Below are 19,977 nucleotides of genomic sequence, written 5' to 3'. Positions count from 1 at the left end.
GCGTGGTTGCTTCAGGGGCAAGCAGCGGCGCAAGCCGCGACCGCCATCCCTCAACTTCGCCGCGTCTTGTCCTGCGCCCCTTGTAGGAGCGGCGTAAGCCGCGACCGCCATCCCTCAATCTCGCCGCGTGTTGTCCTGCGCCCCCTGTAGGAGCGGCGCAAGCCGCGACCGCCATCCCTCGATCTCGCCGCATCTTGTCCTGCGCCCCTTGTAGGAGCGGCGTAAGCCGCGACCGCATTCTTGCGGTCTCGCGCCGTTGGTCGCTCTAAAGCTCTAAAGCTCTAAAGCAAAGCTTCCGTCCGCAAGCGGCCGGGTTACTTTCTTTGTCCAAGGCGACAACGTCCTACGGGATTTCCTTCGGTCAAAAGTAACCAAAGAAAACGCCATGGCGGTTTCGGATCAAAAGCCACTATGGGACGAGGTTTTCGCCGGGCTGCTCCGCACAAGCCATCCCTGGCCTGGCTGCACACGGGCCGCATCCCTGCGGCCGCCCTTCGGGGCTGCTGTTGTTCTCGCGAGTTCGTTGCGCCGCCAAGCTCTTACGGCAACGGCAACGGCAACGGCAATGGCAATGGCAATGGCAATGGACGGCGACGGCGGTTACTTCCGCGTCCGCGACTTGGCCAGGGTGCGCAGGGCGATCGCCAGCACGCCGCCGAGTACCATCGCGCCGCCGATCCACAGCCGCGGGCCGGGGCGGTCGCCCCAGAAGGCGATGCCGAGGGCGATCGCGAACACCGGCACCAGCAGCAGCCAGGGCGTCACCTGCGCTACCGGGTAGCGCTGCACCAGCACGTAGTACAGGCCGTGGCCGAACAGCGAGGACACGAAGGCGGCGTAGGCCACGCCGAGCCAGGCGATCCAACTGACCGAACCCAGCGCAGCCAGGCCGCCGGGTTCCAGGACCAGACTCACGGCCAGCAACGGTGTCACCGCGATCAACGCCGTCCAGCCTTGCTGACTGACCATGTCCAACCCGCGCAGGCCTTTCATCAACACCGTGCCCAGGGCCAGGAACGCGGCCGAGACCAGCATCAGCACCAGCGCCAGCGGCCGATCCAGCACCAGCGGATCGAAGCCCAGCACCAGCACGCCGGCGAAGCTGATCGCGATCGCCGCGCCGGTGCGCCAGGCGAAGCGCTCGCCGAGCAACCACCAAGCCAGCAGCGCGGTCATCGGCACGTAGCTTTGCAGCACGATCGCCGGCGAAGACAGATCGCCGGCGGCTTTCAACGCGCTGAAGCTGAGGCCGAAATGCAGCACGCCGATGCACAGGCAGACCGCGATCAGGCGCGGCCACTGGCCCGGCGGCGGACGCTTGAGCAGGAACGCCAGCGGCAGCGCCAGCAGGGCGAAGCGCAGCGCGGTGAACAGGAACGGCGGAATCTCGCGCAGGGCGAAGGCCGAGGTCAGGAAATTGAGCGCCCAGGACAGGACGACGAGCAGCAGCAGGACGAGATCGCGGACGGGCATGGGGGCGGCGGCTGGGCTATCGTGGCCGGCTGGACGGCGGCCCCAACGGCGGGGCGGAGGACGGCATTGTGGCGCATGACTCGGTAACCCCGCTGCTCGCGGCGGTGGGCGTGTTGTTGGCGGCGATCGCATATTGGACGATCGCGGCCTGGTGGTTGCGCGCCGGCGTGGCGCGCGCGTTCGGCGCGCGGCCGGCGTTCGGCGCGGTGTTGTGGACGGTGCTGTTCGGCGTGGTGGTGTGGGCGATGCTGGCGGTGACCGGTTTGATCCTCGCCCACGGCAGCGCGCTGAGTTCCGGCCCGCCGTTCGCGGCCCTGGCCTTCGTCCTGTCGCTGCTGGCGCTGGCCCTGGGCGTGCGCCTGTTCCTGCCCGGGCCGGACGGCGCGCGCCTGCGCTGGACGCGCGCGTTGGCGGTGTCGCTGCTGCCGGCGCTGTGGCTGTGGGGCGCGGCTCTGGCGGCGGCGCGCTATGCGGCCGCCTGAGGGCGCTCAGTAGCGCCAGCCGAGCTTGCGGTACAGCTTGGCCAGCACCCAGGCCGGGCCGATCAGCAGATAGGTCAGGTCGGTCAGGAAGCTGGGCTTCTTGCCTTCGATCTTGTGGCCGACGAACTGGGCGATCCAGGCCACCACGAATACCGTCATGGCCGTCCACAGCAGCGCGCTCAGGCCGAAGCGCTGCGCGATCCACCAGGTCAGGGCCGAGAACACGGCGAACTGGATCAGCATGCCCAGTCCGAGCGAGCGCGAAGCGCGGTAGTAGTACAGCATCGCGCCGAACATCGCCGCCGCGGCCCAGATGCCGGGGCGGAACCAGGTGCCGGGCGCGGGGATGCACCACAGCAGGGCGATCACGCTCCACAGGATCGCCGGCACCGCGATCACGTGGATGCGTTGGTTGACGGCGTTGCGGTGGTCGCCGGAGTAGCTGGCGAACCAGCGGTCGATGGGGCGTTGCGTTTCGGCGGCGGTGCTCATGCTCGGCTCCCGGTGGGGCGGAACGGCGCCGGCGTCGGCGGGCGGACGCCCGTACGGCCGGCCAGGGCGACGCTCAGTGCGCCGCGGCTTTCGAGAATAGCTGGATCACCGCCACGCCGGCCACGATCAGGCCGATGCCGAGGACCGCGCCGGCGTCCAGGGTCTGCTGCATGAACAGCCAGCCGATGGCGGCGATCAGCACGATGCCCACGCCCGACCAGATCGCGTAGGCGACGCCGACCGGCACCGTGCGCAAGACCAGCGACAAAAAATAGAACGCGGTGCCGTAGCCGGCGGCGACGAGCAGCGACGGGACGGTGCGGGTGAAGCCGTCGGAGGCCTTGAGCGCGCTGGTGCCGACCACCTCGGCGACGATCGCGATCGCCAGGTAGAGATAACCGATGTTCATGCGATGCCCGTGCGATGGGAGGTGCGGGCAGGGTAGCGCGCATGTTCGGACCTGTATCCGTGACCGACGGGACAGGCGCAGTGTGGCGCGGATCGGTGCGGACCGGCGCGGCGCGGCGGCAGGTTGGCCGCGGCGCCGCCCTCACTTGGCCGCGGACGCCCCGCGCCGGGGCGTCCGACGGGATCAGTCGACCGAAATCCCGGCCAGCTTCTGCAGCGCTTCGGCGTACTTGGCGCGGGTGCGCTCGATCACTTCCGCCGGCAGGCGCGGACCCGGCGGCGTCTTGTCCCAGTCCAGCGTCTCCAGGTAGTCGCGCACGAACTGCTTGTCGTAGCTCGGCGGGCTGGTGCCGACCTGATACTGGTCGGCCGGCCAATAGCGCGAGGAGTCCGGGGTCAGCATCTCGTCCATGACGTAGAGGCGGCCGTCGGCATCGGTGCCGAACTCGAACTTGGTGTCGGCGAGCAGGATGCCGCGCTCGGCCGCGTAGTCGGCGGCGTAGCGGTACAGGCGCAGGGTGGCGTCGCGCACCGCCTCGGCCAGCTCGGCGCCGACCGTGCGCACCGCGGTGTCGAAGTCGATGTTCTCGTCGTGGTCGCCGACCGCGGCCTTGGTCGAGGGGGTGAAGATCGGCTCGGGCAATTGCTCGGCCTGGCGCAGGCCGCTGGGCAGGGCGATGCCGCTGATCCGGCCGGTGCGTTGGTAGTCCTTCCAGCCGCTGCCGATCACGTAGCCGCGGGCGATGCACTCGATCGCGACCGGCTTCAGGCGCTTGGTCACCACCGCGCGCTTGGCGTACAGCGCCGCGTCCACGCCCTCGGGCAGGACCGCGGCGACGTCGATGCCGGTGAGGTGGTTGGGAATGATGTGCGCGGTCTTGCCGAACCAGAAGTTGCTGATCTGGCACAGCATCTCGCCCTTGCCCGGGATCGGGTCGGGCAGGACCACGTCGAAGGCGCTGAGGCGGTCGGTGGCGACCATCAGCAGGCAGTCGCCGCCCGGGGCGGCGCCGGCCGGCAGGCGCTCGGCGGGCAGGTCGAAGACGTCGCGGACCTTGCCGCGATGGCGCAAGGGCAGGCCGGGCAGTTCGGATTGCAGCAGTGTGGTCGTCAAGGTGGAAACCCCGATGGCGGTGCGTGGACCCCCTGTCGCCGGTCGCCGGAGCCCGCGAGGCTCGCGCGCGTGCGCGACAGGGCCGGGCAGTGTACGCCGGCTGGGCGCCGCGTGCAGGTAGACTGGCGTCCGGCGGCCCGGGGCGGGCCTGGGCGGGGCCGCGAAGGCCCGGGACGGCGGGCGCGATGCAGCGCTGGTACGGCAAATTGCTGGGTTTCTTCGCCGGCGCGGCGCTGCTGCGCGCCAACCCCTTTCTCGGCGCGGTGATCGGCCTGCTGATCGGCCACGCCTTCGATTCGGACTGGTTCCGCCTGCGCGGCGACGACCCGTATGCGGCCCTGGGCCTGACCCGCGAGGCCAGCGACGCCGAGGTCGACCAGGCCTACCGGCGCCTGATCGCCCAGTACCACCCCGACCGGGTGGTCAACGCCGCCCCCGAGCTGCGCGAGCAGGCCGAGCGGCGGGCGCGCGAGCTCAATCGCGCCTACGACCGGATCAAGACCCTGCGCAAGAACAGGAAGTGAGCGCATCGGAGACGGCAAATCCCGAGGCCCGAGGCCGGCCGACGCCTGTCCCCTCCACGCTGGCGCCGGCCTTTTGCGGGACAATACCCGCCTGTCCTCCCCGAGCCGCGCCCATGCAATCCACCGTCATCGCCCCTTCGATCCTTTCGGCCAATTTCGCCAAGCTCGGCGAAGAGGTCGACAACGTGCTCAAGGCCGGCGCCGACTGGGTGCATTTCGACGTGATGGACAACCACTACGTGCCCAATCTGACCATCGGTCCGATGGTCTGCGAAGCCCTGCGCAAGCACGGCGTGACCGCGCCGATCGACGTGCACCTGATGGTCGAGCCGGTCGACCGCATCGTGCCGGACTTCGCCAAGGCCGGCGCCAGCCTGATCAGCTTCCATCCCGAAGCCAGCGCCCACGTCCACCGCACCGTGCAGCTGATCAAGTCGCATGGTTGCCAGGCTGGGCTGGTGCTGAACCCGGCCACGCCGGTCGAGGTGCTGGAGTGGGTGCTGCAGGATCTGGACCTGGTGCTGCTGATGTCGGTCAACCCCGGCTTCGGCGGGCAGAGCTTCATTCTCTCGGCGCTGGACAAGCTGCGCCGGGTGCGCGAGATGATCGACCGCAGCGGCAGGCCGATCCGGCTGGAGATCGACGGCGGGGTCAAGGCCGACAACATCGCCGAGATCGCCGCCGCCGGCGCCGATACCTTCGTCGCCGGTTCGGCGGTCTTCAACGCGCCGGATTACGCCGAGGTGATCGGCAAGATGAAGGCGGCGGTGGCGGGCGTGCGCGGCTGAGCGAGGCGCGCGGTTCGGCCGCGGCGAAACCAAACCGCGGCATGACCCGCTGCGCTTCCCTTGGCGCGGCGTACGCCGCAGCTGCGCAGCTTGGCTTCGATCGGCGCCGGTTTCCTCGTGCTGCGCCCGTCGCGGCTTGCGTCGCTGAGGCGCAGGCCGCGGTAGGCGCGGGCGCGACGGCGTGGCATGGTGGCGTCATCGGGCAGCCGGAGCGACGCGATGAACACCTGCGATCTGTGCGATCTCCACGAGGAGCGAGTGCGCGTGCTGGAGTTGCCGCTGCGCGATTACGGCGGACGTTTGGCGTTCGACGGCCGGGTCAGCACGATCAAGGCCTACGAAGACAATTCGCTGGTGCGCGAAGCGGTGGCCGAGGACGGCCGCGGCCGGGTGCTGGTGATCGACGGTGGCGGTTCGATGCGGCGGGCGATGCTCGGCGATCTGCTCGCGGCCAAGGCCTTGGACAACGGTTGGGCCGGGGTGCTGGTGTTCGGCGCGATCCGCGACAGCGGCGCGATCGGGGCGATGGCGCTCGGGGTCAAGGCGCTGGGCACCTGCCCGCGCAAGACCGACAAGCTCGGCCAGGGCGCGCGCGATGTGGCGGTGGAGTTCGGCGGGCTGGTCATTCGCCCCGGCGAGTGGTTGTGCGCCGACCAGGACGGGGTGGTGCTGGCCGATGAAGAACTGCGCTAGGGGCGCTGGGCGCTAAGCCGCGGGGCGCGCTCGTCCGCACCGGATCGGTCCGGGCGGCCTGACGGTCTGCGTTCCTGCCGGTGCCTGCTGGCGCAACGAAAAAGACGCGGGCCTGGCGGCCCGCGTCCGGAAGATTTGGAGGCAATCCAGCCTCCGCCCGTCGTCCCTGATATGGCCTCCCATATTCCGGATCGACGATGACAAGTGTGTGACATTCGTGGCGAATCTTGATGTTCACCGCGGCTTGAGCCGCGGCTGCTAGCCTCGCCGGACTCCGATCCGCCCTGGAACCTTCATGTCCGCACTGCGTTGGCGCCTGATCCTCAACGGCAAGTCCGCCGGCGACGACTCGCTGCGCGAGGCGGTGGCGGCTTTGCGCGAAGACGGCGTGGCGCTGGACGTGCGGGTCACCTGGGAAGGCGGCGACGCCGAACGCTATGTCGCCGAGGCTATCGCCGACGGCGTCGACAGCATCGTCGCAGCCGGCGGCGACGGCACCCTCAGCGAGGTCGCCACCACGCTGGCGCATCGCGACGAAACCGCCACGCAGTTGCCCAGCCTGGGCCTGGTGCCGCTGGGCACGGCCAACGATTTCGCCGGCGCGGCCGGCATTCCCGATGCGCCGCACGAGGCCTTGCGACTGATCCGGCGCCGGCCCGCGCAGGCGATCGACCTGATCCGTCTGCAGGCGCCGGACGGCGTGCATTGGGCGGCGAATCTGGCCAGCGGCGGCTTCGGCACCCAGGTCACCTTGGAGACCGACGAGGGCCTGAAGAAGATGCTCGGCGGCCTGGCCTACCTGGTGACCGGCATCGCCAAGCTGGGCCGGATCGAACCGCTGCGCGCGCGCCTGCACGGCGACGGTTTCGATTGGGAGGGCGACTTCATCGCCCTGGGCCTGGGCAACGGCCGTCAGGCCGGCGGCGGCCAGGCGCTGTGCCCGGACGCGATGATCGACGACGGCTTGCTCGACCTGACCATCGTGCCGGCGCTGTCCGGCGAAGTCGGCGCGACGGTGCGCACTTTGCTGACCGAAGGCAAGCACGCCGCCCTGGACCGGATCGCGACCCGCGCGCGCCTGCGCCGGGTCGAGATCGACGCCGCTGCGCCGCTGACCCTCAATCTCGACGGCGAGCCGGTGCAGGCGCGGCATTTCCGCGTCGACTGCGTGCCCGGACGGGTGCGCATGCACCTGCCGGCCGACTGCCCTTTGCTGGCCGCCGCCGGGCCCGCGACGCTGCCCGGCGCGCTCGCCGGCTGACCCGTCGCGCGGCGTGCGCGAAGCGGTTACAGTGTGGCCATGAACGCCTGGGCGAACCCGCACTCCTTCTGCGCCGACGTGGGTTGGCGATGGTGGCCGTCGGCCATCGTCGCTCCTGCCCACTCGCCCATGAAGGAACCGCCGCGTGATCTCGCACGAACTCTTCCAGCAGCAAGCCGCTAACGGCTACACCCGCATCCCGGTCGTGCGCGAGGTGCTGTCCGACCTCGATACGCCGCTGTCGGTCTACCTCAAGCTCGCCGACGGCCCGCATACCTACCTGTTCGAATCGGTCGAAGGCGGCGAACGCTTCGGCCGCTACTCGATCATCGGCCTGCCGGCGCAGCGTGTGTACGCCTTCGCCGGGCATACCCTGTTCGTCACCGAGCACGGCGAATTGGTCGACAGCCGCGTGGTCGAGGACCCCTTCGCCGAAGTCGAACGCCTGCGCACCGAGTACCGGGTGCCGAAGATCGACGGCCTGCCGGGCTTCACCGGCGGCCTGGTCGGCTGGTTCGGCTTCGAGTGCGTGCAGTACATCGAGCGCCGCCTGGCCGGTGGCGAGAAGCCCGACGAGCTCGGCACGCCCGACATCCTGCTGATGCAGAGCGAGGAAATCGCGGTATTCGACAACCTCAAGGGCCGGCTGTACCTGATCGTGCACGCCGATCCGCGCGAGCCGCAGGCCTTCGCCCGCGCCAACCGCCGCCTCGACCAGCTCGTGCACCGCTTGCGCATCGGCGGCGCCAGCTACCCCGAGACGCTCGATCCGGCCGGCCTGGACGAGGGCGACTTCGTTTCCGGCTTCACCCGCGAAGGCTTCATCGAGGCGGTGGAGAAGTCCAAGGAACTGATCCGCGCCGGCGACATCTTCCAGGTGGTGCTGTCGCAGCGCCTGAGCGTGCCGTTCAAGGCGCGCCCGGTCGACGTCTATCGCGCCCTGCGCGCGCTGAATCCGTCGCCGTACATGTATTTCCTCGACGTCGGCGGCACCCAGGTGGTCGGTTCGTCGCCGGAGATCCTGGTGCGCCTGCAGGACGGCGAAGTCACCGTGCGCCCGATCGCCGGCACCCGCCCGCGCGGCAAGACGGTCGAGGAAGATCACGCGCTGGAAGCCGAACTGCTGGCCGACCCCAAGGAGCGCGCCGAGCACCTGATGCTGATCGACCTCGGCCGCAACGATGTCGGCCGGGTGTCCGAAGCCGGCACGGTCGAAGTCGGCGAACAGTTCGTGATCGAGCGCTACAGCCACGTCATGCACATCGTCAGCGAAGTCACCGGCCGCCTGCAGCCGGGGCTGAGCTACGCCGACGTGCTGCGCGCGACCTTCCCGGCCGGCACGGTCAGCGGCGCGCCGAAGATCCGCGCCCTGGAAGTGATCCGCGAGCTCGAGCCGGTCAAGCGCAACGTCTATTCCGGCGCGGTCGGCTACATCGGCTGGCACGGCGACGCCGACACCGCGATCGCGATCCGCACCGCGGTGATCCAGGACGGCCGCCTGCACGTGCAGGCCGGCGCCGGCATCGTCTACGACTCCGACCCGCAGAAGGAGTGGGAGGAGACGATGAACAAGGGCCGCGCGCTGTTCCGTGCCGTGGCCGAGGCGGCGCGCGGTTTGTAAGTGTCGCGCAAGCCCTTGTAGGAGCGGCGTGAGCCGCCACAACCGCAGGGACGAATACCACCGCATCGGTCGAAGCGATGCGGCCCGGCTGTCGTGTGGGCCGCACATGCGAGGCGGGCGGCTCTGGTCGCCGCGCTCGCGTACATCGCTTCGACGGTCGCGGCTCACGTCGTTCCCACAAAAAAGACGCACAGCGCGGCTTGCGGCGGCGGATTAAAAAAAGTTCATGCGCAGGAAAGCTGCGCGGCAGGGGCGAGGGCGCAATCTGAGCCGGCGATGGGGACACGCCCCACCGGCCCAGACTCCCAACCCCGAACTGCAAGGAGCTTCCCATGAACGTCCGCAACGCCCTGATCGCCGTCGCCCTGACCGCGTTCGCCGGTTCCGCTTTCGCTGCCGCGCCGACCACGGCCGCCGGCGCCGCGCCGGCCGCGAAGACGGTCAAGCACGCCCACCACAAGGCCAAGAAGGCGGCCAAGCCCGCGGCCGCCGCCACGGCGCCGGCGTCGAAGTGAGCCCGCGCCGGCCGCCGCCCGGCGCGGATCGTCTCCGTCCGCTGCGCACCGCACGACCCCACTGCGTCGGTCGCCGGCCGGCCCGCTCGCCCTGAGCCCCCGAGCCCCACGCATCGTCGGCGTGGGCCCGATGCCCCGCCGGCCGAGCCGGCGGGGCATCGCCTTTGCGTCGCGGCTGATTTACCTCGCGGCCTCGACGGGCGGCGTATCCTGTCGCCGTCCTTGTTGCGCCGTCGCGAGTCCGGAGTCGGCATGCGCGTCCTGATCGTCGAAGACGACCCCCATACCGCCGGTTTCATCGCCAAGGGCTTGCGCGAGGACGGCCATGCGGTCGACCACGCCGACAACGGCAAGGACGGCCTGTTCCTGGCCACCACCGAACCCTTCGACGCGATCGTGCTCGACCGCATGCTGCCCGGGCTGGACGGCATGACCGTGCTGCAGACCCTGCGCGGCGCCGGCAACCGGGTGCCGGTGTTGCTGCTGACCGCGCTCGGCGAAATCGATCACCGCGTCGAAGGCCTGCGCGCCGGCGCCGACGATTACCTGGTCAAGCCCTTCGCCTACGCCGAGCTGTCGGCGCGGCTGGACAGCATCGCCCGCCGCGGCCAGGCCGGCGGCAGCGAGCCGACCCGGTTGCGGGTGGCCGACCTGGAACTGGACCTGCTCAGCCGCGAAGCGCGCCGCGGCGACAAGCGCATCGAGCTGCAACCGCGCGAGTTCCGCCTGCTCGAATACCTGATGCGCCAGGCCGAACGCGTGGTGACCCGGACCATGCTGCTGGAAGCCGTGTGGGACTACCACTTCGATCCGCAGACCAACGTCATCGACGTGCACATCAGCCGCCTGCGGCAGAAGATCGACCAGGGCTTCCCGCGCCCGCTGCTGCACACCGTGCGCGGCGCCGGCTACCGGCTCGGCGCATGAGCCGCTGGCGGCCGTGGCCGCGTTCGACCAGCGCGCGGCTGGCGCTGGCGGTGACGGTGTCGTTCCTGCTCGCCTTCGTCCTGCTCGGCGTCGGCGTGCACTACGCGGTGTCGGCGATGCTGACCCAGGACGCGCGCGAACTGGTGCGGGTCGACGCCGCCGGCCTGATCGAGTTGTACCGCGACGACGGCCGCGCCGCGCTGCTGAGCGAATTGCGCGAACGCATCGCCGGCGACGAGGACCCGGATGCGGTCTACGCCCTGACCGCGAACGACGGCCGCATGATCGCCGGCGATTACCCGCGCTTGCCCAACCATCGCCGCGGCGCGCGCTGGATCGAATTCACCGAGCGCGACGGCGACGGCGAGCGGCGCGTGGTCGCGCAGTTGCAGCGCCTGCCGGACGGCAGCGTCTTGCTGACCGGCACCCGTACCCGCAGCCAGGACCGGTTCCTGGCGCTGATGCTGCGTACGGCACTGATCGCGCTGGCGTTCGCGGCGAGTCTGGGCGCCTTGATCGGCTGGCTGACCTCGCGCTGGGTGTCGCGCCGGCTGCGCCATCTCGACGACACCGCGGCGCGGGTCGGCCACGGCGAACTCGGCCTGCGCGCCACCCCCGACGGCAGCGACGACGCCTTCGACCGGCTCGCGCGCCGCTTCAACGCCATGCTCGACCGGATCGAGGAATTGCTGGGCGGCGTGCGCCACGCCACCGACCACATCGCCCACGACCTGCGCACGCCGCTGACCCGGCTGCGCAACCGCCTGGAGGAGTTGCGCGCGCGCGCCCAGGGCGAGACCGGCGCGCGCCTGGACGCAGCCATCGCCGAGACCGACCAGTTGCTGCAGTCCTTCGGTGCGCTATTGCGACTGGCGCGGATCGAAGCGCAGCCGCCGGTGCACGACGAGCCGGTGTTGGACCTGGCGGCGTTGGTCGCCGACGCGGTCGAGCTGTACACGCCGATCGCCGCCGAGCGCGGCATCGCATTGCGTGCCGCCGCGGCGGCGCAGGCGCGGGTGCGCGGCGACGCCGACCAATTGTTCCAGTTGCTGGTCAACCTGCTCGACAACGCGGTCAAGTACGCGCCGCCGGCGACCGAGGTCGAGGTCGCCCTGCGGCGCGAACGCGACGAAATCGTGCTGGAGATCGGCGACCGCGGCCCGGGCATTCCGGCCGCGGACCGGGAGCGGGTGTTCGACCGCTTCCAGCGCCTGGAGGCGCACCGCGGCTCGCCCGGTACCGGCCTGGGCATGAGCCTGGTGCGGGCGATCGCGCACCGCCACGGCGGCCGCATCGCGCTGCTGGATCAGGCGCCGGGGCTGCGGGTGCGGGTGAGCCTGGCGAACGCGGACTGAGGCCGCGGCCTGCGGCCGGCCCGGGCGGCGCCGTACGGTCGGGCCGGCGGGGGGCGGAGGGGGGCGGAGGGGCCGGGCTCTCGCGCAGACCCGAGCCCAGCGGTTACAGTAGGGCCATGATCGTTCGCGCAATTCCGCAGAAATCCGCATGGGCCGGCCTGGGCTGGCGATGGTGGCGTGCCGCCTTCGTCCCCGCTTCGCCGACCTCCGAGGATTCGCTGCGTGACCCCGCCTACGACCCCCGTCCCGCCGGACGCTGAATTCCCCCGCCGCGCCCGCGCGCGCCGCCCCGCCGGTTCCGCGCCGGCCGGAGCCCGCTCCGCTTCCCGTAATTCCCCTCTCCACCGGCCTGCGCGCCGGCGCGAGCGCGTGCGCCCGTCCGCGGTCGCCGCGTGCGCCGGGTCGCAGCCGGCGCAACCCGCCGCCGGCATCCTGGCCGGCCCGCACCCCGGCATCCTCCGCATTCGAGGCGCGTCATGTCCGTCCTGATGATCGACAACTACGACAGCTTTACCTACAACCTGGTCCAGTACCTGCAGGCGCTGGGCGCGCAGGTGCGGGTGATCCGCAACGACGAGCTGTCGGCGGACGAGATCGAGCGCCTGGCGCCGGAGCGGATCGTGATTTCGCCCGGCCCGTGCACGCCGGACCAGGCCGGGGTGTCGCTGGACGTGATCCGCCGACTGGGCGCCACCACGCCGATCCTGGGCGTGTGCCTGGGCCATCAGAGCCTGGGCCAGGCCTACGGCGGCCAGGTGATCCGGGCCAAGCGGATCATGCACGGCAAGACCTCGCCGATCCGGCACGAGGGGCGCGGCGTGTTCGCCGGCCTGCCGGACGGCTACGAGGCGACCCGCTACCACTCGCTGGTGGTCGAGCGCGAAAGCTTGCCGGATTGTCTGGAGGTCACCGCCTGGACCGAATTCGAGGACGGCGGTTTCGAGGAGATCATGGGGCTGCGCCATCGCCAGCATCCGGTCGAGGGCGTGCAGTTCCATCCCGAGTCGATCAAGACCGAGCACGGCCATGCCCTGCTGCGCAATTTCCTGCAGCGATGACGGCGCGCCCGCGCTACTCGGTACGCGACCTGCGCCACGGACGCGACGGCGAACGATGGCGAGGCTGAGCCCGCCGTACCCGCCGACCGCCGCACCGTTCTCCTACCAGGCCCCGATCCCATGCCCTTGAATCCGCAAGAAGCCCTGCAACGCACCATCGAGCACCGCGAAATCTTCCACGACGAAATGGTCGAGCTGATGCGCACGATCATGCGCGGCGAAGTTTCGCCGACCATGACCGCGGCGATCCTGACCGGCCTGCGGGTCAAGAAGGAGACCGTCGGCGAGATCGCCGGCGCGGCCACGGTGCTGCGCGAGTTCGCCCGGCCGGTCGAGGTCGCCGACCGCAGCCATTTGGTCGACATCGTCGGCACCGGCGGCGACGGCGCGCACACCTTCAATATTTCCACCGCGAGCATGTTCGTGGTCGCCGCGGCCGGAGCCAAGGTCGCCAAGCACGGCAACCGCAGCGTCTCGTCCAAGTCCGGCAGCGCCGATGTGCTGGAGGCGCTGGGCGCGGCGATCGAGCTGCAGCCCGAGCAGGTCGGGCAGTGCATCGAGCGCGCCGGGATCGGCTTCATGTTCGCGCCGGTGCACCACCCGGCGATGAAGGTGGTGGCGCCGGTGCGGCGCGAGATGGGCGTGCGCACGCTGTTCAACATCCTCGGCCCGCTGACCAATCCGGCCGGCGCGCCGAGCATCCTGATGGGCGTGTTCCATCCCGACCTGGTCGGCATCCAGGTGCGCGTGCTGCAGGAGATGGGCGCGCAACGCGCGCTGGTGGTGTGGGGCCGCGACGGCATGGACGAGCTTTCGCTCGGCGCAGGCACCCTGGTCGGCGAGTTGCGCGACGGGCAGGTGCGCGAGTACGAAGTGCACCCGGAGGATTTCGGCATCGCCATGGCCGCCAGCCGCAACTTGCGCGTGGCCGACGCGGACGAATCCAAGGTGCTGTTGCTGCAGGCGCTGGAGAACCGCGACGGCCTGCCGCGCGAGATCGTCGCGCTGAACTCCGGCGCGGCGCTGTACGCGGCCGGCAAGAGCGAAAGCATCGCCGAAGGCATCGTCCTGGCGCGCCGGGCGATCGCTTCGGGCGCGGCGCGGGCCAAGCTGGACGAATTCGTCGCGCTGACCCGGGAATTGGCGGGGGCGTGATCGCGGCATGCAGGATCGAATCTCTCGTGACCGCACTTTTTCACAGGGGCGCAGGGACAGGGGGCAGCGAGCGGCTCGGCCCCGGACGCGCCGGTTCAACCGGCTCGATGCTGCCGTTGTCGTTCCTTCCTTTGAAAAAAACGGGCAGGGGGGACTTGCCGTTGCCCTTGCTTCTGCCTTCTTCCTGACCCGGGAGCCCGCATGACCGCCCGCTTCGCCCGACTGCCCAGCCCGCCGTACTACGCGGTGATCTTCAGCTCGCAGCGCAACGGCGAGGACGACCCCGGCTACGGCCAGGCCGCGCAGCGCATGGTCGAGCTGGCCGCGCAGCAGCCGGGTTTCCTCGGCGTCGAATCGGTCCGCGGCGACGACGGCTTCGGCATCACCGTAAGCTATTGGGCCGACGAGGCGGCCATCGCGGCCTGGAAGCGCCAGGCCGAGCACGCCGCCACCCGCGCCTACGGGCGCGAACATTGGTACGACCATTTCGAACTGCGCGTGGCCAAGGTCGAACGCGCGTATGGGAGCAAGAGCAGGGCATGAGCGACATCCTCAACACCATCCTGGCGCGCAAGCGCGAAGAGATCGAACAGCGCAGCCGGGTGCGTCCGCTGGTCGACGTGCGCGCGCGTGCGCAGGCGATGCAGCTGCCGACGCGCGGTTTCGTCGATGCGATCAAGCGCAAGCACGCCGCCGGCGAGGCGGCGGTGATCGCCGAGGTCAAGAAGGCCAGCCCGTCCAAGGGCCTGATCCGGCCCGACTTCAAGCCGGCCGAGATCGCGCGCAGCTACGAAGCCGGCGGCGCGGCCTGCCTGTCGGTGCTGACCGACGTCGATTTCTTCCAGGGCAGCAACGCCTATCTCGGCGAAGCCCGCGAGGCCTGCGCGCTGCCGGTGCTGCGCAAGGATTTCACCGTCGATCCGTACCAGATCTACGAGGCGCGCCTGATCGGCGCCGACGCGATCCTGCTGATCGTCGCCGCGCTCGAAGACGGGCCGATGATCGAGATGGCCGGCCTGGCGATGGAGCTGGGCATGGACGTGCTGGTGGAAGTGCACGACATCGACGAGCTCGAACGCGCGCTGCAGACCGACTGCGAGCTGATTGGGGTCAACAACCGCAACCTGCGCACCTTCCAGGTCTCGCTCGACACCAGCCTGGAACTGCGCAGCGCGGTGCCGCCGGACCGCACCCTGGTCACCGAAAGCGGCATCGCCACCCCGGCCGACGTCGCGCGCATGCGCGCGGCCGGCATCGAGACCTTCCTGGTCGGCGAAAGCTTCATGCGCGAACGCGACCCGGGCGCGGCGCTGCAGCGGCTGTTCGCGGCGTGAGCGCGGTCCGGCCCGCGCACTTCCCGCCGGTGCGCGAGGGCGCGCCGCTGGTGGTGTTCGATTTCGATCACACGCTGTACGACGGCGATTCCGGCAGTCATCTGTTCGCCTGGCTGATCAAGCGCTCGTGGTGGCGGATGGCGCTGGCGCTGCTGATCGCACCGGTGGCCGGGCCGATGGTGGCCTGGCTGCCGACCCGCCGGCGCGGCATTTCCGCCTTCGTCTGGATCGGCACGGTCGGCCTGAGCCGGGCGCGCGGCCTGGACGCGATGATCGACCGCTACGTGGCCCTGCACACCGCGCAGATCCGCGCCCGCCTGCTGCCGATCGCCCTGGACGTGCTGCATCGCCACCGCGTGCAGGGCGACCGGGTGGTGGTCGCGACCGGCGCGCCGCCGGAACTGGCGCGGGCGATCCTGGCCTTCGTCGCCCACGAGGACGTGCCGGTGGTCGGCACCCTGGTCGGCCCACGCCTGGGCGCGCTGGCCGCGCGTCGCCACTGCCATTCGGACATGAAGATGACCATGCTGCGCGAGGTCGGTTTCGACGCGCCGGTGGAGATCGCCTACTCCGACAGCAGCGCCGACCTGCCGCTGTTGAAAGCGGCGCGCGCGCCGGTGGTGGTCAATCCCAAGGCCGGGCGGGTGGACATGTTCCGCCGGGTGCTGCCGCCGGGCACGCCGATCCTCAACTGGGGCTGCCCCGGCCGGGCCGGCGACCCGGTGGCCCCGGCCGACCCCTGAGGCCAGCGGGGGGCGCCGGCGCCGGCGTGGCCCGGTGGAGGCCGGCATCGGCCCGACACGAAAGCGGTGATCCGCCCTGCGCGGCGGCTTCCCGGGGATTGGCCGGATCGGCCGATCCGCCGGATTCGAGGCCGCTGCGGCGGCGCTTCGATAGACAGGGTCAATCGCCGAGGGTCTTGACGAACTTCACCGAGCCGTCGGCATAGCCGCAGCGGCGGTAGAACTCGTGGGCCTCGAGGCGGGCGCTGTTGCTGGTGACTTCGATCCGGCTGACCCCGTCGCGGCGGGCGCGGCGCTCGACCTCGCGCAGCAGCAGGCGGCCGATGCCCTGGCGATAGCAGGAGCGGGCGACCACCAGGGCGGTGATCCGGGTCAGGTCGGCGCCATGGGTCAGCGAATAGCGGGTATGGCTGGCGACCAAGCCGCAGGCGTGGCCGTCGAGTTCGGCCAGCAGCAGGTAGTGGCGCGGGTCGTCGCGGAGCACGGCGATGCGCTCGGCAGCCTCATCCCGGGTGCAGGGGTAGCCGAGCTGGCTCAGCAGCTCGGCCACGTCGCTGGCGTCGCCCAGTTCCGCGAGCCGCACCCGGGGTGCGGTCTCGGCGGACGGTGCGACTCGTCCCATCGGGACTTAGCGGGTCCCGTACAGAACGACGGTCTTGCCGCGGGCGTGGAGCTTGCCGTCGGCCTGCAGCTTCTTCAGCACGCGGCCGGCCATCTCGCGCGAGCAGCCGACCAGGCGCGAAAGCTCCTGGCGGGACACGCGCAGCTGGGTGCCCTGCGGGTGGCTCATGGCCTCGGGTTCCTTGGCCAGGTCGTGCAGGGCGCGCACGATGCGGTCGGTCACGTCGAGGAAGGCCAGGCGGCCGGCCTTGCGGCTGGTATCGAGCAGGCGCCGGGAAATCTGCGCGCCGATCGCGTACAGCAGCTTGGGCGCGTCCAACGACAGCCGGGTCAGCAGCAGGTCGTAGAGGCGCTCGTGGCCGATCTCGGCGAGCTCGCAGGTGCTGCGGGTCCGCAGGATCACCTCGCGGTGGTCGCTCTCGATGAACAGGCCGAGTTCGCCCACGAATTCGCCCTGGCCGAAATAGCCCAGGACCAGTTCGCGGCCGTCCTCTTCTTCGGTGATGATGCTCACCGAGCCGGAGACGACATAATAGAGGGTGCTGGCCGGGTCACCGGGGCGGAACACGTCCGTGCGGGACGGGTAGCGGCGGCGATGGCAGTGGGCCAGGAAACGTTCGATCGTTGCGCCGTCAGGCAACAACGGGCTGTTGGTTCGGCGCAGTGCGGTCAAGGGAGCTACCGGGTTGGCGGACATTGGGAGTGGGCTTCGTCTGTCGGCCGAGCTTAGGGCGATCCGGCCGCTGGGGCAAATCCTGCCCCTGAAAATCCCGGTCCGATAGAGAGCGATGATGGAAGCGCAGAAGCGGTCACGCTTTTGTAATCGACAACGCCCAAAAACGCGGTGCGTTTCCCCCCGGGGCCAATTGCCTCATAATCGCGGCCCTCGCCGTCCGTCCGGATCCTCCTACAGTGGTCAAGCCGTTGCCGCGCCTGCGGTTGCAGGGTTTCAACAACCTCACCAAGGCCCTCTCGTTCAATATCTACGATGTCTGCTTCGCCGCCTCGGAAGACGAGCGCAGGCGCTATATCGAATACATCGACGAGGCGTACAACGCCGACCGCCTCACCCAGATCCTCACGGATGTGGCGGAAATCATCGGCGCGAACATCCTCAACATCGCCCGCCAGGACTACGACCCGCAGGGCGCGTCGGTCACCATCCTCATTTCCGAGGAGCCGGTGATCGACAAGAAGGCCGCCGGCAAGGAGATCATCTCCGACGCCGTGGTCGCGCACATGGACAAGTCGCACATCACCGTGCACACCTATCCGGAAACCCATCCGGACAGCGGCATCGCCACGTTCCGCGCCGATATCGACGTCGCCACCTGCGGCGTGATTTCGCCGCTGAAGGCGCTGAATTACCTGATCGAAAGCTTCGAGTCCGACATCGTGGTGATGGATTACCGCGTGCGCGGCTTCACCCGCGACATCAAGGGCAAGAAGCACTACATCGACCACAAGATCAATTCGATCCAGGATTATCTGGCCAAGAACATCAAGTCGCGCTACGAGATGCTCGACGTGAACGTCTATCAGGAAAACATCTTCCACACGAAGATGCACCTGAAGGAATTCGACCTCGACACCTACCTGTTCGAGGAGAAGGCCAAGAACCTGTCGTTCAAGGAGCGGATGAAGATCGAGGCGCGCCTGCGCCGCGAGATCGAAGAGCTCTACCACGGCCGCAACCTGGCCGATTGAGTCGGTTGCTGCGCCGCAACGCCAAAGCCCGCCGCAAGGCGGGCTTCGCGTTTGCGGGCGGGCGATCGGAACGAGGCCAGGGTCAAGGCAGGAGCAAATCCCCAGTCCCCTGTTTCAACGGGGACTTCGGCGAGGCGGAAGGGCCTGGCCGGCGCTTGCCGCTTCAAGACCAATCCCGAATCCCCAATCCCCAATCCCGGCCGTTCAGATCCTGTAAGCGACCGACTTCATCAGCTTCGACGCCGCCGCCATCAGCGCCGGCACCGGCATCGGCAAGATGCGCGCGCCGGCGGCCTCGGCGTTTTCGGCATGGCGGGCTTCGTCGGCTTTCATCGTGCGCAGGATCGCGCGGCTGCGCTGGTCGCCTTCGGGCAGCGACTGCAGGTGCTCGTCGATATGGGCCTCGACCTGGCGCTCGGTTTCGACCACGAAGCCCAGGTTCCAGCCGTCGCCGCGCAGGCCGGCCAGGGCGCCGATGGCGAAGCTGCCGGCGTACCACAGCGGGTTGAGCAGGCTGGGGCGGCTGTCGAGTTCGCGCAGGCGGTCGGCGCACCAGGCCAGGTGGTCGGTCTCTTCCTGGGCGGCGTGCAGCAGGTGTTCGCGGGTGGCCTCGTCGCGCGCGACCGCGGCCTGGCCGCAGTACAGCGCCTGGGCGCAGACCTCGCCGACGTGGTTGATCCGCATCAGCCCGGCCGAATGGCGGCGCTCGTCGGGCTCCAGCACCAGCTCGGCGGTGCTGCCGGCCGGGTTGGGGCGCTCGGCCGCGGGCGCGCCGAACACGGTGTCGAGGGCGCGCTGCGCTTCGGCCAGCGTGCGGTCCAGGGGGGTGAGGCGGCGGGTCGTCATGAACGCGATTCTACGGCGCGCGCGTCAGGGTTGCGGGCCCGGAGGCGGGTGGACAAATCGTCCGGGACGGGGGCGGCCCGGCCGTCGCTGGGGCGAAAGCCGATGCTCGGGGCGTTGCCTCGGTGCGGCCCGGGTTCCCGCCTGCGCAGGACGGTCGGCAAGCGGATCGAGCCGGGGTGGGGCAGGCGGCGATTACGCCGCTTGCTCCGCGTCCAGGCATTGCGCCAGAAACTCCAGCGGATGCAGCACGGGCAGACCGGTGCCGCCGGCCAGATGCAGGCGGCAGCCGATGTTGGCGCTGAGCAATACCGTCGCGCCGCTGCGCGCGAACTGCTCCAGCAGCGGTGCGCGGAAATCGGCGGCGCGCGCCGGATCGGTCAGCATCTGGCTGCCGGACGCGCCGCAGCAGCCGTAGCCGGCGTCGAGTTCGACCACCTGCAAGTGCGGCACCCGCGCCAGCAGGCGGCGCAGGGCCGGCGCGGAGCGCGACAGGTTGCGTTGGCTGCAGGGCAGGTGCAGGGCCACGCGCTGCGCGGCCGGGCGGAAGCGCAGGCGTTCGCCGTGTTCGGCGAGGAAATCGATCGCGTCGCGGGCGCCGCCCAGCGATCGCGCCAGCGACTCGTGGCAGCCGCTGGCCAGGGTCAGCACGGTCCGGTGGCCGGAGAAGGCGCGGCGGTTGGCGTCGGCCAGCGCCTCCGCGCCGGCGGGGTCGCCGGCATGGGCGTGCAGGGCGCCGCAGCAGCCCTGGCCGGCGGGTGCGTCCAGGGCGATGCCGACGGCGGCCGCCAGGCGAGCCAGCGCCGTACGCAGCGGCCGTTCGTAGGCGCCGGCGACGCAGCCCACGAATACGGCGGGGCGGG

General features: G+C 70.3%; 23 protein-coding genes. 15 read left to right on the top strand and 8 right to left on the bottom strand.

Annotated elements, in window-relative coordinates; genetic code table 11:
• Positions 1-600: 600 nt before the first annotated feature.
• A complete protein-coding gene (locus TX83_RS07005; RefSeq protein WP_064747224.1) occupies positions 601-1,473 on the bottom strand; it encodes a DMT family transporter in 873 nt (290 codons plus the stop codon).
• A 68-nt stretch (positions 1,474-1,541) separates the two neighbouring features.
• Here TX83_RS07005 and TX83_RS07000 point away from each other — a divergent pair, with 68 nt between their 5' ends.
• A complete protein-coding gene (locus TX83_RS07000; protein ID WP_064747223.1) occupies positions 1,542-1,955 on the top strand; it encodes a hypothetical protein in 414 nt (137 codons plus the stop codon).
• 6 nt (positions 1,956-1,961) lie between these two features.
• On the opposite strand, the gene TX83_RS06995 is transcribed toward TX83_RS07000, so the two are convergent.
• From TX83_RS06995 to TX83_RS06985, 3 genes are all read right to left on the bottom strand, one after another.
• Positions 1,962-2,447, bottom strand: coding sequence for a DUF962 domain-containing protein (locus TX83_RS06995; RefSeq protein ID WP_064747221.1), 486 nt, complete (start codon positions 2,445-2,447; stop codon positions 1,962-1,964).
• Positions 2,448-2,520: 73 nt separating this feature from the next.
• A complete protein-coding gene (locus TX83_RS06990) occupies positions 2,521-2,856 on the bottom strand; it encodes a DMT family transporter (protein ID WP_064747220.1) in 336 nt (111 codons plus the stop codon).
• A 183-nt stretch (positions 2,857-3,039) separates the two neighbouring features.
• Entirely contained in the window at positions 3,040-3,969 is a 930-nt protein-coding gene (locus TX83_RS06985; RefSeq protein WP_064747219.1) for a phosphoribosylaminoimidazolesuccinocarboxamide synthase, read from the bottom strand.
• Positions 3,970-4,154: 185 nt separating this feature from the next.
• On the opposite strand from TX83_RS06985, the gene TX83_RS06980 reads away from it, so the two are divergent.
• The 13 genes from TX83_RS06980 (at position 4,155) to TX83_RS06915 (ending at position 15,943) form a co-directional block, all read left to right on the top strand.
• Positions 4,155-4,493, top strand: a complete 339-nt coding sequence (locus tag TX83_RS06980) for a J domain-containing protein (RefSeq protein ID WP_064747218.1) — start codon at positions 4,155-4,157, stop codon at positions 4,491-4,493.
• 113 nt (positions 4,494-4,606) lie between these two features.
• Entirely contained in the window at positions 4,607-5,281 is a 675-nt protein-coding gene (gene rpe, locus TX83_RS06975) for a ribulose-phosphate 3-epimerase (protein ID WP_064747217.1), read from the top strand.
• 219 nt (positions 5,282-5,500) lie between these two features.
• A complete protein-coding gene (rraA, locus tag TX83_RS06965; RefSeq protein WP_064747215.1) occupies positions 5,501-5,974 on the top strand; it encodes a ribonuclease E activity regulator RraA in 474 nt (157 codons plus the stop codon).
• Between the two features lie 295 nt (positions 5,975-6,269).
• Complete coding sequence (gene yegS / locus TX83_RS06960) at positions 6,270-7,235, top strand: lipid kinase YegS (protein WP_064747214.1); 966 nt, start codon at positions 6,270-6,272, stop codon at positions 7,233-7,235.
• 145 nt (positions 7,236-7,380) lie between these two features.
• Positions 7,381-8,856, top strand: coding sequence for an anthranilate synthase component I (gene trpE, locus TX83_RS06955; protein WP_064747213.1), 1,476 nt, complete (start codon positions 7,381-7,383; stop codon positions 8,854-8,856).
• Between the two features lie 332 nt (positions 8,857-9,188).
• Positions 9,189-9,371: a hypothetical protein gene (locus TX83_RS06950; protein WP_064747212.1), complete on the top strand. Its 183-nt coding sequence runs from the start codon at positions 9,189-9,191 to the stop codon at positions 9,369-9,371.
• A gap of 252 nt (positions 9,372-9,623) precedes the next feature.
• Positions 9,624-10,298 carry a response regulator transcription factor gene (locus TX83_RS06945; RefSeq protein ID WP_064747250.1) on the top strand — a complete coding sequence of 225 codons (675 nt, stop codon included), beginning with the start codon at positions 9,624-9,626 and terminating at the stop codon, positions 10,296-10,298.
• A complete protein-coding gene (locus tag TX83_RS06940) occupies positions 10,295-11,653 on the top strand; it encodes a sensor histidine kinase (RefSeq protein ID WP_064747211.1) in 1,359 nt (452 codons plus the stop codon). Before TX83_RS06945 ends, TX83_RS06940 begins: the two co-directional genes overlap by 4 nt.
• 476 nt (positions 11,654-12,129) lie before the next feature.
• On the top strand, positions 12,130-12,711 hold the full coding sequence (locus TX83_RS06935) for an anthranilate synthase component II (RefSeq protein ID WP_064747210.1): 582 nt from the start codon (positions 12,130-12,132) through the stop codon (positions 12,709-12,711).
• A gap of 120 nt (positions 12,712-12,831) precedes the next feature.
• Positions 12,832-13,866 carry an anthranilate phosphoribosyltransferase gene (gene trpD, locus TX83_RS06930; protein ID WP_064747209.1) on the top strand — a complete coding sequence of 345 codons (1,035 nt, stop codon included), beginning with the start codon at positions 12,832-12,834 and terminating at the stop codon, positions 13,864-13,866.
• Positions 13,867-14,067: 201 nt separating this feature from the next.
• Positions 14,068-14,409: an antibiotic biosynthesis monooxygenase family protein gene (locus TX83_RS06925; RefSeq protein ID WP_064747208.1), complete on the top strand. Its 342-nt coding sequence runs from the start codon at positions 14,068-14,070 to the stop codon at positions 14,407-14,409.
• Entirely contained in the window at positions 14,406-15,200 is a 795-nt protein-coding gene (gene trpC, locus TX83_RS06920) for an indole-3-glycerol phosphate synthase TrpC (protein WP_064747207.1), read from the top strand. Before TX83_RS06925 ends, trpC begins: the two co-directional genes overlap by 4 nt.
• On the top strand, positions 15,197-15,943 hold the full coding sequence (locus TX83_RS06915; RefSeq protein ID WP_064747206.1) for a haloacid dehalogenase-like hydrolase: 747 nt from the start codon (positions 15,197-15,199) through the stop codon (positions 15,941-15,943). The genes trpC and TX83_RS06915 overlap by 4 nt, the downstream gene beginning before the upstream one ends.
• 160 nt (positions 15,944-16,103) lie before the next feature.
• On the opposite strand, the gene TX83_RS06910 is transcribed toward TX83_RS06915, so the two are convergent.
• Complete coding sequence (locus tag TX83_RS06910) at positions 16,104-16,565, bottom strand: global regulator CLP-associated N-acetyltransferase (protein ID WP_075575036.1); 462 nt, start codon at positions 16,563-16,565, stop codon at positions 16,104-16,106.
• 6 nt (positions 16,566-16,571) lie between these two features.
• Positions 16,572-17,261: a cAMP-activated global transcriptional regulator CRP gene (gene crp, locus TX83_RS06905; RefSeq protein WP_079248094.1), complete on the bottom strand. Its 690-nt coding sequence runs from the start codon at positions 17,259-17,261 to the stop codon at positions 16,572-16,574.
• A 215-nt stretch (positions 17,262-17,476) separates the two neighbouring features.
• On the opposite strand from crp, the gene speD reads away from it, so the two are divergent.
• Entirely contained in the window at positions 17,477-18,271 is a 795-nt protein-coding gene (speD, locus tag TX83_RS06900) for an adenosylmethionine decarboxylase (protein ID WP_064747203.1), read from the top strand.
• A 204-nt stretch (positions 18,272-18,475) separates the two neighbouring features.
• Here speD and coq7 read toward each other — a convergent pair whose 3' ends face one another.
• Complete coding sequence (gene coq7 / locus TX83_RS06895; RefSeq protein WP_064747202.1) at positions 18,476-19,117, bottom strand: 2-polyprenyl-3-methyl-6-methoxy-1,4-benzoquinone monooxygenase; 642 nt, start codon at positions 19,115-19,117, stop codon at positions 18,476-18,478.
• Positions 19,118-19,309: 192 nt separating this feature from the next.
• Positions 19,310-19,977, bottom strand: a 668-nt coding sequence (locus TX83_RS06890; protein WP_141233401.1) for a (Fe-S)-binding protein, incomplete at its 5' end; no start/stop codon positions are given.

It is taken from the genome of Lysobacter antibioticus HS124 (genome assembly GCF_000336385.2).
GTDB lineage: Bacteria > Pseudomonadota > Gammaproteobacteria > Xanthomonadales > Xanthomonadaceae > Lysobacter > Lysobacter firmicutimachus.
This window is presented reverse-complemented; position numbering and strand designations above follow the sequence as displayed.

Excerpts from the sequence above, each read along its gene's own strand:
- TX83_RS07005 (WP_064747224.1), bottom strand. The coding sequence starts at position 1,473 with ATGCCCGTCCGCGATCTCGTCCTGCTGCTGCTCGTCGTCCTGTCCTGG.
- TX83_RS06995 (WP_064747221.1), bottom strand. The coding sequence starts at position 2,447 with ATGAGCACCGCCGCCGAAACGCAACGCCCCATCGACCGCTGGTTCGCC.
- TX83_RS06990 (WP_064747220.1), bottom strand. The coding sequence starts at position 2,856 with ATGAACATCGGTTATCTCTACCTGGCGATCGCGATCGTCGCCGAGGTG.
- TX83_RS06980 (WP_064747218.1), top strand. The coding sequence starts at position 4,155 with ATGCAGCGCTGGTACGGCAAATTGCTGGGTTTCTTCGCCGGCGCGGCG.
- rpe (WP_064747217.1), top strand. The coding sequence starts at position 4,607 with ATGCAATCCACCGTCATCGCCCCTTCGATCCTTTCGGCCAATTTCGCC.
- rraA (WP_064747215.1), top strand. The coding sequence starts at position 5,501 with ATGAACACCTGCGATCTGTGCGATCTCCACGAGGAGCGAGTGCGCGTG.
- yegS (WP_064747214.1), top strand. The coding sequence starts at position 6,270 with ATGTCCGCACTGCGTTGGCGCCTGATCCTCAACGGCAAGTCCGCCGGC.
- TX83_RS06950 (WP_064747212.1), top strand. The coding sequence starts at position 9,189 with ATGAACGTCCGCAACGCCCTGATCGCCGTCGCCCTGACCGCGTTCGCC.
- TX83_RS06945 (WP_064747250.1), top strand. The coding sequence starts at position 9,624 with ATGCGCGTCCTGATCGTCGAAGACGACCCCCATACCGCCGGTTTCATC.
- TX83_RS06940 (WP_064747211.1), top strand. The coding sequence starts at position 10,295 with ATGAGCCGCTGGCGGCCGTGGCCGCGTTCGACCAGCGCGCGGCTGGCG.
- TX83_RS06935 (WP_064747210.1), top strand. The coding sequence starts at position 12,130 with ATGTCCGTCCTGATGATCGACAACTACGACAGCTTTACCTACAACCTG.
- trpD (WP_064747209.1), top strand. The coding sequence starts at position 12,832 with ATGCCCTTGAATCCGCAAGAAGCCCTGCAACGCACCATCGAGCACCGC.
- TX83_RS06925 (WP_064747208.1), top strand. The coding sequence starts at position 14,068 with ATGACCGCCCGCTTCGCCCGACTGCCCAGCCCGCCGTACTACGCGGTG.
- trpC (WP_064747207.1), top strand. The coding sequence starts at position 14,406 with ATGAGCGACATCCTCAACACCATCCTGGCGCGCAAGCGCGAAGAGATC.
- TX83_RS06910 (WP_075575036.1), bottom strand. The coding sequence starts at position 16,565 with ATGGGACGAGTCGCACCGTCCGCCGAGACCGCACCCCGGGTGCGGCTC.
- crp (WP_079248094.1), bottom strand. The coding sequence starts at position 17,261 with ATGTCCGCCAACCCGGTAGCTCCCTTGACCGCACTGCGCCGAACCAAC.
- coq7 (WP_064747202.1), bottom strand. The coding sequence starts at position 19,117 with ATGACGACCCGCCGCCTCACCCCCCTGGACCGCACGCTGGCCGAAGCG.